This is a genomic window from Kitasatospora sp. NPDC001175 (genome assembly GCF_053598215.1).
The window spans coordinates 21,952-34,779 of sequence record NZ_JBSFJU010000040.1 but is presented as its reverse complement, the minus strand read 5'-3'; the positions used below and the strand labels follow the sequence as shown (position 1 = coordinate 34,779).

Below are 12,828 nucleotides of genomic sequence, written 5' to 3'. Positions count from 1 at the left end.
CGAACTTGTTGGCCATTCAGCTTGTCGGTACGTCAGATCGACACGGGGATCTTGCGCCTACTCCACGCGTTGTCCACAGGGGTAGTCTGGCCCCGACAGTGATCCAGAATGCACTTCGCCGCCCGGACCCGAGGGTCCGGACGGCGTTCAAGTGGATCGGCGCCCCTGGCCGGGGGCCCGTCCCGGTCGACCACGCAAGGGGTGGTGACGTGATGAAGGGTACCCGTGTCGGGGCCCCCATGAACGCGGCACCCCGCCGTGGAGTCGACCGGGAGTTCCCGGGTCTCGCTCCGGCGGGGTGCCGTCTCGTATGTGTGGCCGGCCACGGCGGCCCCCCTGGCTGGGGGTGTTCCGTGACCTAGCCCTCGTCTGCGGGGCCTGACCCTTCCCGGGGTCTGACTCCGCTGGCCGCTCCCCGGGCTATCCACCCGGATCGACGCGGCCGTCCTGCTCCACCTCGCTCTCGGGCTTCCCAACCGTCGAGCGGGGCTTGCTGGAGATCGGCTCCCACCGATTCCCAGCGGCACTACCTGGTTCTGAGCGAACCGAGCACCACCACCGGTCTTCCAACCGGTCGCAGTACCCGCAGTCGGGGCCCTTGCCGGGGCCTCGGCTGCACCCACCGTCAACACGCCGGTCCAAAGAGAACTGGAGGTCGCCGATCGGTTTTCGCCCCCTCGCGGGGGCTTCTTGCCCGGCCCCGAGGGGCCACCCGTCCCGCAGTTGCGGGCCGGTTCCTTGCCGTTTTGTGCGCACAGAAGGAGGCCCTGTCATTTTGCAGGAGGCCATGACCCTGTTCCAGTCCCGCCGTGTCCTTGTCGGCGAGGCCGTCACCAGGGGTTTCGGCTCGTTCGGTGTCCCGGAGGAGGGGGGAGAACTCTCCTCCCCCCTGTCTGCCTTGGGTTCTGTCGGCGGACCGGTTAGCGGACCGGTTGTCGGAGCCGCCGCAGCCCGACCCGCGCCTGTGACGGACATCACACCTTCGGGTGATGATCTCGGTGTCACACGATCGGGCCCGAACCATGTCATTCCGGTCGGTCCGCTGGTTCCCGGCCAGCGGCAGGGGGCGCCGGACGCTGCCGTAGTGGTCCCGGCCCGGGTGGCGTGGGTGCCGCAGGAGCAGCAGATGCTGTCCGGGACGGCCGGGCGGGTTGCGCTGGACGGCTACAGCTGGAGGCAGGCCGCGCACTGGGTGCACGGTGCCGGCTTCTACGTGCCGACGCACGGCCCGCGGTTCGGCGAGACGACGCTGCGCCTGGTGGAGGTGCTGTCGGAGCTGACGCCGTGCCGGCCGACCATCGGCTACCTGATGCGGAAGCTGAAGTGCAGCAAGCGGACCGTGCAGTACCACCTGGAGATCCTGCGCAGCACCGGCCTGCTGGCGTGGCGCTCGATCGGCACCCGGCTGCCGATGACGGAGGGCCAGACCCGGGTGGAGAGCCTGGCGTCGGAGTACGAGCGGCTGATCCCGGTCAGCTACGACCAGGCGCTCGGGATCCGTACCGCGGGCGAGGGCCTGGAGCGGAGGATGACCGGGATCTCCGAGGAGGGCCGGTCGGTCATCGCGGAGCTTGGGAAGAAGGCCGCGAAGAAGCTCCGCCGTGCTCGCCGTACGGCCCGTCACACCAGTGCTCAGCAGTCCTCGGGCACCTCGCGTTGCACCCCAATGGAGGGTGGTACCACTGACTGCCTGAGCTTCTCCTCTGTGGGTGATTCAAAAGCTACGGGCGCGGCCCGTGACACGAAGTCGATCACCAGGAAGCGGGCGGCCAAGCCGGCCGGGGAGCGGCGTCGGACGGTGCTCGGGCAGGTCGTCACGGCCGCGATGATGGCGGCCGGTGACCGGCTCGCCAAGGTCGCGTACCGGCGGGTGCCGTGGGTGCGGCAGGCCTCGCACGACCAGCTGCGGTGGGTCCTCAACGACGCCGCCGCCCGGGGCTGGGACGAGCAGCGCACGGTGGCCTGGCTGGGCGACGTCGCAGGTCAGTACGCGGGTGCCGGGTTGCTGTGGCGCCCCGAGCGGCCTCACGCGCTGATCGCGCACGCCCTGCGCCAGGACGTCGAGCAGGACCGGCACGACCAGCAGGTCCAGGCCGACGCCGCCGCCCGGGTCGACGACACCGACGTCGTCGCCGTGCGCGAGCGCACCGGCGAGCTGGAGTTCATGGCCGGCCTGTTCGGCGACGCCGCGGCCCAGGCCGCCACCCCGGTGACCGAGCAGGACCGGCAGGAGGCCTACTACCTGCCCGCCGCGGCCGCCGCCCGGATGGAAGCCGCCGGTGACCTGGCCTTCGACCTGTTCGGCGCCGACATGGTCGCCCGCTACACCGCGCTGGCCGCCAGCCCGCACGTCCAGCTCGGCGTCACCCGCTGAGCACCCCACCACGTCGTTCCGAATGGAGGTCCCCCGCATGACCAGCACCACCGACCCGGCGCCCGGCGGCGCCGACCTCGCCCGTACCGCCCTGCGCGCCGCCCGCCGCACCGCCCGGCTCGGCGGGAACGCCCCGGCGAAGAAGACCGGCCCCACCCGCCAGCAGATCGCCCGCGCCGGCCGGGACGCCCGCGAGCCCTCCGCCCTGGCGGCCGTCGTCCCCGCGATGGCCTCCGCCCACGGCTGGGCGCTCGGCACCGCCCAGGGCACCATGCGCGACAACTGGGCCCAGCTCGTCGGCACCGAGGCCGCCCTGCACTGGTTCCCGGCCGGGTTCACCGCCGACACCCGCACCCTGCGCGTCACCGTTGACTCCCCGGCCTGGGCCACCAAGCTCCGCCTGGAACAGCGCCAGATCCTCGACCGCCTCAACCAGGCCCGCCCGGACACCGTCCGAGCCCTGGAGATCCGCGTCGGACCGGCCATCAGCGCCCCGGTACCCGACACCGAACCGACCGTCCCGGCCCCCCGGCACAACGACCAGGCCGACGCACCGGCCGCTCCGCCGCTCGCCGACAGCGAGGCCTACCAGCAGCTCCGCCAGCAGATGCGCGAGAACGCCGCCGCCCGCCAGGCCGCCGCCGACGAAGCCACCGCCGCCCGCGAGGAGATCCTGCGCCGCCACTACAACAAGCTGCGCGAACCCGAGTACGCGCACCGCCCGCCGGTCGAGGTCGAGCAAGCCCTGGCCGACGCCGTCCGCGCCCGCCAGCTCCGAGAGAGCCACCGCGCCGCCCTCGCCGTCGCCCGCGGCCACGCCATCCCGCTGCGCACGACCCGCCAGCCGCAGTCGGCCCCCGCCCGCGGCGCTGCGTGATCCCCCGACCGTGACCGGCCTGCCAGGGCCGGTCCGCCGTACGAATCCGTGAGCCGGTACCGCCCGAGGTCCCCGCCGGGGACAATGAGGACAGGTGCCGGGTGAAAGGAAGGACGACGTGAGCGTTGCAGTCGCCGAGCACAGCGGGCCATGGACGGTCGAAGACGTCCTGGCCCTGCCCGAAGACACCCACCACCGGATCGAGCTCGTCGGGGGAGCGCTGCTGATGAGCCCGAACCCCGGCGTGCCGCACCAGCGCGCCAGCCTCCGCCTGGCCATGCTCCTGAGCCTGGCCATCGACAACGCCGAAGCCCCGTTCGAGGCGCTGGAGGCCGTCAACGTCATCGTGCCCGACGGCCTCCTGATCCCCGACCTGGTGATCGCCGACGCCGCTGCGGCCGCCGAGGCCGGCACCACCCTCAGCGCCGACGACATCGTCGTGGCCATCGAGATCGCCTCGCCCTCCACCCGGGTCACCGACAAGAAGATGAAGCCGTCCCTGTACGCCGCGGCCGGCATCGAGCACTACTGGCGCCTCGAACTCGACCCCGCCCCACGCCTCTACCTCGGCCACCTCGAGCGCGGCACCTACGTCGACCGCCTCGTCCAGGTCGGCGAGACCACCCAGCTCGCCCACCCGTTCCCCCTCGACCTCGACCCGGCCAGGCTGCGCCGGTAGTCCCGCACGGCACCGAGACGGTCTGGCCCCCGCCGATCCGGCGGGGGCCGATCTGTGCATTGCCCCGCCCGAGAGCCAGGCTCGGTGGCACGATGAGAAGTCCATGGTCAGGCGCCTGTAGGGGGGTTGTCGTTGCCAGGTGACAAGCGGCGTATCCAGACGGCGGTGCTCGGCAGCGCGGAGTCCGACGATCCGCTGCTCCTGCCCCTGGAAGCGATCGAGCTGGACGCCTTCCGCCGGCGGCACGCCGAGGACACCTTCTGGTGCGGGCTGCTACTCGGCGGCTGCGGCGAACGGCTCACCACCAAGCTGTACACCGACCGGGTCTGCCACTTCTCGCACCTGCCCGACCCGACCGGCCTGCACGTGTGCGAGCGCCGGGCGAGGGACGTGTCCAGCGCCGACCACCTCTACGCGAAGTCCGCCGCCACGGCCTGGCTCCGCGACCAGGGCCACCCAGGCACGGTCTACCTGCGGGAACCGCTCGGCTCCGTCGTCGACATCACCTTCGAGCACCAGGCCCGCGGGCTGCGCCTGCACCTGGACGACGCGGTGGCACCGGTGTGGGACGACGACGTGGTGGAGCCGGTCCTGGGCGTGTCGGTGCCGGTCGACGACGAGACGCTGGTGCGTCGCTGGTACGTCCACCGCATCCGGCTCGAAAGCCGGGGGACCGCCCGCGACGTGCGGATCGGAACCGAGGCATTCGCCCGCCCGACCCAGTGGTTCACCCTCCAGGAGTGCAGCATCACCGAGCGGGGCCTGAGCACTCCCGCAGTCGAGCAGATCACCGCCGCCCGCCGCGCTCCCCGATCAGGCCGCACCGGATCCCGGCCGGCCGTGGAGACACCCAACCCGGCGCCTCGCGCCAAGGCACTGCTGCGCCGCCTTGCCGATGGCCGGAAACTCGAGTCGGTGGTCATCGTCACCGGCGTCGTCGAGGAGATCCGTTCCCTCGGCCCGCTCGACCCGCTGACCCGCGCCCAGGTCGACCAAGCCCTCCAGGACATCGATCAGTGGTTCGCCACCCAGGCACAGGCCCGCCGGGACCTGTTCGCCCGTCTCGACCACGCTGTCCGGGAACAGGACAGCGACCGAGTGCACCAGCTGCTGCTCCTCGCCAACGCCAGGGCCTCCCATGAGCGCACCGCTTCTGAGGAAACGACCGCGGCGGCCGCGGCGGAGCACCTGGCCGCCGTCGCCGCGCGCGCCCGGGCGGTTCCCCGGCCGGCGCTGCCGGGTGAGGTCGTATTTGCCCGGCAGCGGGTGGAAAAGCTCCTCGCCAACCTGGAGGGCCGGCGCACCATGATGACGGCCGAGATGTGCGGGCTGGTGGACAGGCTCGTCCGGGAGGCGGCCACGGCAGGCGACGCGCTCAGCCCCGGGCACCAGGCGCTCATTCAACGCTGGGTCTCCCGTGCCGAAGCCAGTAACAACCAGGCTGCCGCACGGGAAACCCAGTACCGCCTCGTGAACGGGGCGTGGACCGCGAAGGAGAAGGTCTCCCGCCGCTTGTGGATCGCGCGCCCATGCTCTCGCTGTGGCGCGCAATCCGGCCAGGACTGCCGGAGGGACCATCCACGCGGCCCGGGCCAGCGCTACCTGCGGCCCCACGACGAACGGCTCCAGCCGATCCTCGACGAACGAAAGGCCCGCGAACGACAGGGAACCTGTCCGATCTGCGGCCGTCCCCCCGGCGAAGCGTGCGCCACCCTGAACGGGGGCCCGCACTCCGAGCGCATCGCTCGCAAGAACACGGCCACCAGCTGAAGCCACCCGCGCCGTTCGTGCGACGTGATCGGGCCGGAGGCCTGGGACGGCCCTGCACCGGATCTGCTTTCGGCGACCTTCGGCGCTGCTGTGTGACCACGCCGTAGGATCCGGGCATGGAGACCGTTCGCCCACACCACCAGCAGCCTCAACACGGGGAGGCCGTCCGGGAGGAGACGGAGGTCACCTCCCGTCTTGCCACCCAGGCAGAGCTGGAGGCTCTGGGCTACACCGGGGACGTCATCGTCACCCAGACGGTCCGCACCACCTTCCGGGCCGACGGCACGCCCATCGGGAAGACCCTGACCATTCAGGGAGGCAGCACCCCGATCGTGCTGCGCGTGGAGCCAACCGACCTCGGCCCGGACGAACCCGTTGTTGCCCCGGGTGTCACGGGGCCCTGACGTCCCGCGCCTGGGCGGTCGCGATACCAGGACTGCACCAACAGCGGCGTAGCCTACGGTCAAACGGCATACCAACGATCTTGGGGGAGCCATGGCCGAGACGGCCTCGCTGATGGACTGGTCGGACGACGAGATGCGCGGGGAGCATCTGCGCCGGGCCGCACGAGGAGGCTGGTCCAGGATCCGCCCGATGGCGACGATGATGCTGCTCATCGGTGCCGTCATGGAGGGCGCGCCTTTCACCCGCGAAGAGCTGGGACCGTTCGTCGCGACGAAGGCCAACCCGGCCGGCACCCTCACCCACTCCTGCTGGGACACCGGAGACGAGCCCGACGAGGACGAGCTGGCCGCCCTCCCCGGCCAGATCGCCGAAGTCACCCGGTACGCCGCGCACTACGGCTTGCCGCCGCTGGAGACCATCGACGACGTCATCACCCTGCTCGTCGCAGCGAAGGTGCTGCACGAGATCCCGGACAGCTCCGGCCAGCTGCGCCTGCACCCGGCCAACCCGCTGCCGTTCCCGAGCGAGGTTCTGCCACTGAGCGCCGAGGAGGAGCAGGTGCAGCGCGAGCTGCGGATGAGCCTCATCTACTCCGAGGACTCGTTCGAGATCATCGCCCTGTTCGAACCCGACGGGCGCCGCATCGACGAGGTCACCACCAGCCTGCAGCGCCTGGCCCGTGTCATCGACGGTGATCCCCATGACGCCCGCCAGGCGGTCCTGCTCCTGCTCGGCGAAGGCGACTTCACCGCCACCGAGGACGTCGCCGCGATCCCTCCGCACAAGGTCTTCCGGCTGCGCTGCGACTGGGAAAAGTTCGACCGCAGCCGCATCGCCATCCACGGCGTCAACGACGAAGGCCAGATCGTCGTGACACTTCCGGAGGACTGACATTCGTACCCCTGGCGAGGACTGAGCCGCCGACCGGAAGCCGCTGCTACCAGCCGTCCATCGCCCGGACGTCGCCGGCGATGGTGTAGCGGCGGCAGGCGAGGATCTCTTCGGTGGTGATGCCGATGTCGTTCGCGAGGCGGGCGAGACCGGCGTCCTCGGCCTGGCGGTCGCCGATGTAGGCCGGGACGGTCTCGAGGGCGAGGATGCCGATGCGGTGTTGGGCGGCGCGTTGCTGGGCGACCAGATCGCGGCCGGCGCTCACGTGGCGGCGCCAGGCCTCGGTGGTGATGCCGTCCGGGGCTGGGCCGATTTCCAGCTCGGCGAAGCCGGGATGTCGGGGCGGGCGCGGACCTCGGCGACTGCGGCGGCGACGATCCCACCGACCGCCTCGGCCGGAAGCACGGTGCCGCCGGTGTCCTGGTGGGCGTCGGTGAGGCGTTCGGCGATCAGGTCGGTGAGTTCGGCAGTACGGCCCTTCAGGTCGACCACCGCGCGCACCGGCAGGACCAGGTCGGTGCTGTCCCACGCGTGGGACACCCCGAGCTCGCGCTGCACCGTGTCCTCAATCGCCTCGGCGACGGCCGCCAGGTCGAGCAGCCGGTACGCCGTCGAGCGGCCGATTCCGAGCTCGGCGAGCGCGTACGCCGACCACGACGGGTACCCGGGGACGGTCCACACCCGGGCCTGGTGGGCGGCGCGCACCCGGCGGGCGAGGACCAGGACGGCGGCGCGGACGTCCTCGATCGCGGTGCGCAGCTGCTCGGTCAGTTCCCGGGCGCGTGCCGCGTCGACCGGGCTGGCCTGCTCCTGGTCCTCGTCCATGTCCGGCTCATTCCCGCAGTCGGCCGGGGGGGAACGCATCGGCTGGGGCTACAGGAACGGGCGGGCGAGGATGCGCAGCTGCTGCTCGGCGATGGCGCCCATGGGTCCGGCGGTGCCGAGGTGGGCCACGATGGTGGTCTCGAACAGCTCCAGCATCGACTGGGCCTCGTGCACGGACTGCAGGGTGAAGCCGGCGTGCTTGCGTCGGTCGCCGTCCAGGGCGGGGATGCGGCCGGTGATCATCGCGCTGTGGATGCTCTCGCTGGTCTGGATGCTGCGGCGGTACTTGTCGCGCAGGAAGTCGACCATCGCCTGGGTGTCGTTCATCGCGTCATCGTGGCGCACCGGCCGCCGGAGCACACCCCTTGTGACGAGGGCAGTTTCGCGGCCTCGCTCCTGTGTGCGGTGTCGGCCGCGAGGCTGGGACAGGGGCTGTCTCAGGTGTGTCCCAGCCCCGTCCCATCGTGTCCGGTTTCGACTGTTTCGCTAGGACGGTCCCAGGTCATTTCCCCTGGTAGCGGCGTTCTGTGCGCAGGCTGAGACAGAGCTGGGACAGGCGGCCGGCTACCGGCCGGGTGTCCGCTGGCGCCGGACCTTGCACCACCTGCCACTGAAGTTCGACCGATGGCTGAAACCCGGGGAATTGCATTGGAATCCGCGCCCGCCACGCCCGCAAGAGCGCGCTGATGTACCTCGCTGCAGCGGTTGTCGTCAGCCGACTGCTCGGCTACCACCAGAGCACCGCCGACGTATGGCAACGCGAGAGCAGCGGCCTTGGCTCGGCGCACGCCCAAGACCTCGTCCGCCGCTGAGACAACATTGATGGAGGCATCACAACCTGCCGAAACGCAGCAGAAAGGGCCCCGCTGGTAGTGACCGGCGGAGCCCTTCGTCAAAGCCGGACGGCCCCGCTCGGCACGGGCCTACACGCCCAGCGCGCCACCGGCTCCTCCGGGCTCTGCCTCGAAGAGCGGGTCCGCGTTGAGGCGAATGACGCCGTAGTCGTAAGCGTGGCGCCTAACGGCGCCGTCGGGGCTGAGTGGTGCAGCAGAGGCCGCCGTGTAGGCCGCGATAGCGTTGCCCGATCCGTCCACGACCCTGAGCCCCGCCGGGATGTACTTCCCGCCGCTGACGACGATGACGGGCTGACCGTCGCGGTACTCGATCGACAGAGTGCGAAGGGAGACAGATTCACTAAGGACGTCTCCTTCCTGTACGGATGGGGTGACGTCAGAAATCAGAAGATTCGAGAGTTCAATCTCGAAGTACTTAATGCGTGCCGAGTACGCCGCGACGGCATTGTTAGACCCGTCAACGACCTGCAGACCCGCCGGGATTACCGTCCCGCCGCTGACGACCAGCTCGGGCGTGCCGTCCGCGTAGCGCAGGCTGAGCGTGCCTACGTCCTCGGGCTTGACCTGGTCGGCCGGGATCAGCGTGGGTTCGGTCGTTTCGGGCGTGAGCTGGACCGGGGCTGGTCCCTTGGCCTGCGGAGTGGTCTCAGACATGGCTGGCTCCTCACTGGCCGGCTCGTTGCCGACACGCGTGGATCTTCCCCATGGCGTGGCGTCAGTACACCGTCACGCTCAGACAAGAGTGCCGACCGGCCCACGGCCTGCTGCAGGCATTCCGCAGGTTCTGATAGCGGAAGTTACCCATAAGACCCGATAAAATCGCAGAACAGATCGGCTCCGGCTGGGTAGCCAGGCCGATCTGTCAGCGAGCGCGCTCACTACTCCAGCAGCTTCACAAGGATTTCCGACGCTTGCGCCGTCTTCGATCCCTCCGGGGCGTCCTTCACGAGCGCAATCAGCTTCTGCCGATCGGTTTCTGGAATTTGGGCGAGGCGATAGGAGAGCAGGTCAACCTGTTGGGCGGCGGCTTCGATGAGAGTGACTCCGGGGTCGGAGACGTTGTGGTCGGTCCATGTCGGAGTGAGCCCGGGAAGCGCACGCTTCGCTTCGTCCACCAGCGCCGCGAACTTCGCGTCCGATTGCGAAATGTCCTCGGGCTTGACCTCGGATGGCGGGATCAGTCCCGTTGGGGTCTGGACCTTGGCCGGGCCCTTGGCATTGGGCATGACTTGCTCGTCAGACATCGCTGTCCCTCCTCCAGGCCGGCTCGGTGCCGACACATGCGGATCTTCCCATGACGGGGCGTCAGTACACCATCACAGTGACAGACCTGGGGTGCCTGGTAGCCGCCGACCTGTGGGCATTCCGCAGGTTCTGATAGCGGAAACTACCCATAGAGCCCGGGGAATCACTCCCCTACCGAAAGAACACCTCGGCGTCATCAAGCCGACCCTGGTTGTAGAAGTCGTAGGCGTAGGTGTAAATGCCCTTCTGCGCAGGCCCCGCGTTGTACGCCGCTACAGCGTTTCCGGCCCCGTCCACGACCGTGAGCCCTGCCGGGATGTACTTGCCTCCGCTGACGACGATCACGGGCTTACCTTCCCGGTACTCGATCGCCAGTGTGCCCGCATCTTCGGGCTTGACCTGGTCGGCCGGGATCAGCGCCGGTTCCGTCGTCTGGGGCGTGAGCTGGACCGGGGCTGGCCCCTTGGCCTGCGGAGTGCTCTCGGACATGGCTGTCTCCTCACAGTCGGCTCGGTGCCGACGCGCATGGATCTTCCCATGACGGGGCGTCAGCATGCCATCACAGTTGCCAGAGCTGAGGTTCCTGGCAGCTGCCGACCTGCGGGCATTCCGCAAGTTCTGATAGCGGAAGTTACCCATAGAACTCCGTAGGCGGCGTCGGACACGAAGGGGTAAACCATGGGGAACAGGACCGTGCAGCATGGAGTCATGGACAACGAAGTGCCGTTGGCTGGCGGGCGTATCACCCCTGGCGTCGTCAAGGTCGGCGATACCGTCCGCCGGCCGGTCACCGCATCGTCCCCGTTCGTCGCGGAACTGCTCGGTCACCTTCAGCAGCACGGGTTCACCGGGGCCCCACGCCACCTCGGTTCCGATGAGGCCGGCCGTGATGTCCTCAGCTACCTGCCCGGCTGGGTGCCCGCACGCTTCCAGCGCTGGACCGACCCCCAAGTCGCCGCTGCTGGGGTCTTGCTCCGGGGCCTTCATGACGCCACTCGTGGCAGCCGCCTCACCGGTCGCCATCCCGTGGTCTGCCATCACGACCCGGGGCCGAACAACACCGTCTTCTCCAGCGATGTACCTGTCGCCTTCATCGACTTCGACACCGCCGCCCCGGGGGACCCGCTTGAGGACGTCGGCTACATGACGTGGACCTGGTGCGTTTCCTCCAAGCCCGAGGCGCCGCCTGCCATCGCCCAAGCTGCGCAGGTACGCGTCCTTGCGGACGCCTATGGACTCGACGCCCCATCCCGCGCCCGCCTCACCGACGCCATGCTCGACCGCCAGGCCCGCAACGCCCAATGGTGGCGCGACCACCTCACGCGTCCGGGCCCCCGTGTCGCCGACGATCACCAGATCAACGAGCGCATCCGCTGGTCCGAGCGGGAGCACGCTCACACGGCAGCCAACCGCAAGGCCTTCACGGCAGCCCTGCACTGACGACTACGGGAACCGCCCAACCCCCTGTGCAACCTCCAGTGGCAAACGGTCAAAGGTCGGCGTCAAAGGACACCGGGCGCGGCGTCCTCGATGGCGGCGAGCAGGTGGGCGTGGACCGCGCCAGCGGCCTCGCGGGTAGCCGGGTCCGGGTCCTCCAGCTGTCCGGCGATCAGCGCGGCGGCCGCGGCGAGGACCGGCACCGGGACGGTCGCGGTGCGAAGGTGCAGCAGCTGCGCGGCGGCCTGTTCGCCGGGCGTCGCCGGGGCGCTGCGGGTGGGGATCAGGGAGCCTATGCCGCGCGGCTGGGTACTGGAGGTCACCCGGCCCATTCTCCCGTGCGCGGACCGGTGGTGATCACCACGGCCGGTCGTCCGGCGCTCCGGCCGGGAGAGCGCCGTGGTGGTGGCGGGCGACGGCCTCGAGCAGCGCGGTGCGGGCCTGGCGCCAGCGGACATCCTCGGTGCGGCCGACATCGGCGGCCCACCCGGGCAGCGGCCGCCCCTGCGCGGCTGCGGTGAGGTCGCGGCCGAGCGCGCCGATCGCCTGCTGCCAGTCGGTCAGCTGGAGCAGCAGGGAGCGCACCAGCTCGTCGACCGCGGCCGCCGGGTCGGTGCCGAAGGCCCGCGCCTCGGCGGCGGCCTCCGCGAACACGTCTTCGTCCAGGTCCTCGAAGGCGTCGCGCCACGGCGCGGCCGTCTCCTCGTAGGCGGCCAGGATGGTGTGCAGCCCGGCGTCGAGAGCGGCGGGCGACCACGGCAGCGGGGTGCGGGGCGGGCGGACGGTGGTGGACAGCACCCGCCCGGCACCCGGGGCGAGCCCACGCCGGGCGGTCCTGCTCATCCGGTCGGCAGCTCGGCGGCGGCCCGGCCGGCGTCGGTGGCGGTCTCGAGCTCGTCGGCCAGCACCTCGAGCTCGCGGGGCAGGTCGCCGAGCACGCAGGACGGGAAGGCGGCGGCGATCGCGCAGACGGCGATCAGCGGCATCCGCTCGCCGGCGTGGAGCTCGGGCAGGGCGCCGGTGGTGTGCGAGGCGCCGAGCACCACGTCCGCCGCCAGGGTGTAGCGCAGCTCCTCGGTCAGCAGGCCGTCGCTGCCCGGGATGATCTCGCGGCTGCTCACCTGGACGAGCGCCTCGGCCACCCGCTCCAGCAGCCGGCCGTGCTCCTCCTCACCCTGGCGGCCGGCCAGCTCGCGCACCCACGCGGCCGCCGCCTCGCCCGCGTCGGCGGCCCGGTGCAGCGCCGCCAGCTCGGCCGCGTGCTGCGCCTGGTCCTCACCACCGTCGGGGGCCTCGGTCTCGTGGGTGTCGGAGTGCAGCGGCAGCGCGGACAGCGCAGAGGTCGTCATACCGGTGCAACCGACGCGGGGCCCGGCCGGTCACGGGTGCAGCAGGGGCACCCTTGCTGCACCCGGACGCCGCTGCACTTGCGTGTAGCAAGGTGACCCTTGCTACACGGAAGTGCAGCGCT

Annotated in this window: 16 protein-coding genes and 1 pseudogene; 8 read left to right on the top strand and 9 right to left on the bottom strand. The window is 70.7% G+C overall.

The window, feature by feature from the left end; translation table 11 throughout:
• Nucleotides 1–1,126: 1,126 nt before the first annotated feature.
• The 6 genes from ACWDAK_RS25670 to ACWDAK_RS25645 all read left to right on the top strand — a co-directional run bounded on the left by ACWDAK_RS25670 (nt 1,127) and on the right by ACWDAK_RS25645 (nt 6,996).
• Nucleotides 1,127–2,374 carry a hypothetical protein gene (locus tag ACWDAK_RS25670; RefSeq protein ID WP_427394771.1) on the top strand — a complete coding sequence of 416 codons (1,248 nt, stop codon included), beginning with the start codon at nt 1,127–1,129 and terminating at the stop codon, nt 2,372–2,374.
• A gap of 37 nt (nt 2,375–2,411) precedes the next feature.
• Nucleotides 2,412–3,251: a DciA family protein gene (locus ACWDAK_RS25665; RefSeq protein ID WP_427394772.1), complete on the top strand. Its 840-nt coding sequence runs from the start codon at nt 2,412–2,414 to the stop codon at nt 3,249–3,251.
• A gap of 118 nt (nt 3,252–3,369) precedes the next feature.
• Nucleotides 3,370–3,930, top strand: coding sequence for a Uma2 family endonuclease (locus ACWDAK_RS25660; RefSeq protein WP_427394773.1), 561 nt, complete (start codon nt 3,370–3,372; stop codon nt 3,928–3,930).
• A 165-nt stretch (nt 3,931–4,095) separates the two neighbouring features.
• Entirely contained in the window at nt 4,096–5,700 is a 1,605-nt protein-coding gene (locus ACWDAK_RS25655) for a zinc finger domain-containing protein (RefSeq protein ID WP_427394774.1), read from the top strand.
• A gap of 116 nt (nt 5,701–5,816) precedes the next feature.
• Nucleotides 5,817–6,104: a hypothetical protein gene (locus tag ACWDAK_RS25650; RefSeq protein WP_427394775.1), complete on the top strand. Its 288-nt coding sequence runs from the start codon at nt 5,817–5,819 to the stop codon at nt 6,102–6,104.
• A gap of 91 nt (nt 6,105–6,195) precedes the next feature.
• Nucleotides 6,196–6,996, top strand: coding sequence for a DUF6042 family protein (locus tag ACWDAK_RS25645; protein WP_427394776.1), 801 nt, complete (start codon nt 6,196–6,198; stop codon nt 6,994–6,996).
• Between the two features lie 46 nt (nt 6,997–7,042).
• On the opposite strand, the gene ACWDAK_RS25640 is transcribed toward ACWDAK_RS25645, so the two are convergent.
• Genes ACWDAK_RS25640 through ACWDAK_RS25630 form a run of 3 tightly spaced genes read right to left on the bottom strand, consistent with a single transcriptional unit; the run spans nt 7,043 to nt 8,148 of the window.
• Complete coding sequence (locus ACWDAK_RS25640; RefSeq protein ID WP_427394777.1) at nt 7,043–7,261, bottom strand: hypothetical protein; 219 nt, start codon at nt 7,259–7,261, stop codon at nt 7,043–7,045.
• Nucleotides 7,258–7,821: a hypothetical protein gene (locus ACWDAK_RS25635; RefSeq protein WP_427394778.1), complete on the bottom strand. Its 564-nt coding sequence runs from the start codon at nt 7,819–7,821 to the stop codon at nt 7,258–7,260. The genes ACWDAK_RS25640 and ACWDAK_RS25635 overlap by 4 nt, the downstream gene beginning before the upstream one ends.
• A gap of 48 nt (nt 7,822–7,869) precedes the next feature.
• The gene (locus ACWDAK_RS25630; protein WP_427394779.1) at nt 7,870–8,148 is read right to left on the bottom strand and encodes a hypothetical protein; all 279 of its coding nucleotides are present in this window, start codon (nt 8,146–8,148) and stop codon (nt 7,870–7,872) included.
• A gap of 359 nt (nt 8,149–8,507) precedes the next feature.
• On the opposite strand from ACWDAK_RS25630, the gene ACWDAK_RS25625 reads away from it, so the two are divergent.
• Nucleotides 8,508–8,633 (top strand): hypothetical protein, encoded by a 126-nt coding sequence (locus ACWDAK_RS25625; RefSeq protein WP_427394780.1) that lies wholly within the window; start codon nt 8,508–8,510, stop codon nt 8,631–8,633.
• A gap of 111 nt (nt 8,634–8,744) precedes the next feature.
• Here ACWDAK_RS25625 and ACWDAK_RS25620 read toward each other — a convergent pair.
• The 3 genes and pseudogenes from ACWDAK_RS25620 to ACWDAK_RS25610 all read right to left on the bottom strand — a co-directional run.
• A pseudogene (locus ACWDAK_RS25620) lies at nt 8,745–8,846 on the bottom strand (ribosome hibernation-promoting factor, HPF/YfiA family); the annotation flags it as partial.
• Between the two features lie 707 nt (nt 8,847–9,553).
• Nucleotides 9,554–9,919, bottom strand: a complete 366-nt coding sequence (locus ACWDAK_RS25615) for a hypothetical protein (protein WP_427394781.1) — start codon at nt 9,917–9,919, stop codon at nt 9,554–9,556.
• A gap of 172 nt (nt 9,920–10,091) precedes the next feature.
• Nucleotides 10,092–10,409: a tetratricopeptide repeat protein gene (locus ACWDAK_RS25610; RefSeq protein WP_427394782.1), complete on the bottom strand. Its 318-nt coding sequence runs from the start codon at nt 10,407–10,409 to the stop codon at nt 10,092–10,094.
• A gap of 219 nt (nt 10,410–10,628) precedes the next feature.
• Between ACWDAK_RS25610 and ACWDAK_RS25605 the strand changes: the two genes are divergently transcribed.
• Nucleotides 10,629–11,360 carry a phosphotransferase family protein gene (locus tag ACWDAK_RS25605; RefSeq protein WP_427394783.1) on the top strand — a complete coding sequence of 244 codons (732 nt, stop codon included), beginning with the start codon at nt 10,629–10,631 and terminating at the stop codon, nt 11,358–11,360.
• Between the two features lie 62 nt (nt 11,361–11,422).
• Here ACWDAK_RS25605 and ACWDAK_RS25600 read toward each other — a convergent pair whose 3' ends face one another.
• The 3 genes from ACWDAK_RS25600 to ACWDAK_RS25590 are packed head-to-tail and all read right to left on the bottom strand — an operon-like array spanning nt 11,423 to nt 12,706.
• Nucleotides 11,423–11,680, bottom strand: a complete 258-nt coding sequence (locus tag ACWDAK_RS25600) for a hypothetical protein (RefSeq protein WP_427394784.1) — start codon at nt 11,678–11,680, stop codon at nt 11,423–11,425.
• 34 nt (nt 11,681–11,714) lie between these two features.
• Nucleotides 11,715–12,200, bottom strand: a complete 486-nt coding sequence (locus ACWDAK_RS25595; protein ID WP_427394785.1) for a hypothetical protein — start codon at nt 12,198–12,200, stop codon at nt 11,715–11,717.
• Nucleotides 12,197–12,706, bottom strand: coding sequence for a hypothetical protein (locus ACWDAK_RS25590; protein ID WP_427394786.1), 510 nt, complete (start codon nt 12,704–12,706; stop codon nt 12,197–12,199). The genes ACWDAK_RS25595 and ACWDAK_RS25590 overlap by 4 nt, the downstream gene beginning before the upstream one ends.
• Nucleotides 12,707–12,828: the final 122 nt, after the last annotated feature.

Excerpts from the sequence above, each read along its gene's own strand:
- ACWDAK_RS25650 (WP_427394775.1), top strand. The coding sequence starts at position 5,817 with ATGGAGACCGTTCGCCCACACCACCAGCAGCCTCAACACGGGGAGGCC.
- ACWDAK_RS25665 (WP_427394772.1), top strand. The coding sequence starts at position 2,412 with ATGACCAGCACCACCGACCCGGCGCCCGGCGGCGCCGACCTCGCCCGT.
- ACWDAK_RS25590 (WP_427394786.1), bottom strand. The coding sequence starts at position 12,706 with ATGACGACCTCTGCGCTGTCCGCGCTGCCGCTGCACTCCGACACCCAC.
- ACWDAK_RS25630 (WP_427394779.1), bottom strand. The coding sequence starts at position 8,148 with ATGAACGACACCCAGGCGATGGTCGACTTCCTGCGCGACAAGTACCGC.
- ACWDAK_RS25670 (WP_427394771.1), top strand. The coding sequence starts at position 1,127 with ATGCTGTCCGGGACGGCCGGGCGGGTTGCGCTGGACGGCTACAGCTGG.
- ACWDAK_RS25595 (WP_427394785.1), bottom strand. The coding sequence starts at position 12,200 with ATGAGCAGGACCGCCCGGCGTGGGCTCGCCCCGGGTGCCGGGCGGGTG.
- ACWDAK_RS25610 (WP_427394782.1), bottom strand. The coding sequence starts at position 10,409 with ATGTCCGAGAGCACTCCGCAGGCCAAGGGGCCAGCCCCGGTCCAGCTC.
- ACWDAK_RS25635 (WP_427394778.1), bottom strand. The coding sequence starts at position 7,821 with ATGGACGAGGACCAGGAGCAGGCCAGCCCGGTCGACGCGGCACGCGCC.
- ACWDAK_RS25625 (WP_427394780.1), top strand. The coding sequence starts at position 8,508 with ATGTACCTCGCTGCAGCGGTTGTCGTCAGCCGACTGCTCGGCTACCAC.
- ACWDAK_RS25645 (WP_427394776.1), top strand. The coding sequence starts at position 6,196 with ATGGCCGAGACGGCCTCGCTGATGGACTGGTCGGACGACGAGATGCGC.
- ACWDAK_RS25615 (WP_427394781.1), bottom strand. The coding sequence starts at position 9,919 with ATGTCTGACGAGCAAGTCATGCCCAATGCCAAGGGCCCGGCCAAGGTC.
- ACWDAK_RS25605 (WP_427394783.1), top strand. The coding sequence starts at position 10,629 with ATGGACAACGAAGTGCCGTTGGCTGGCGGGCGTATCACCCCTGGCGTC.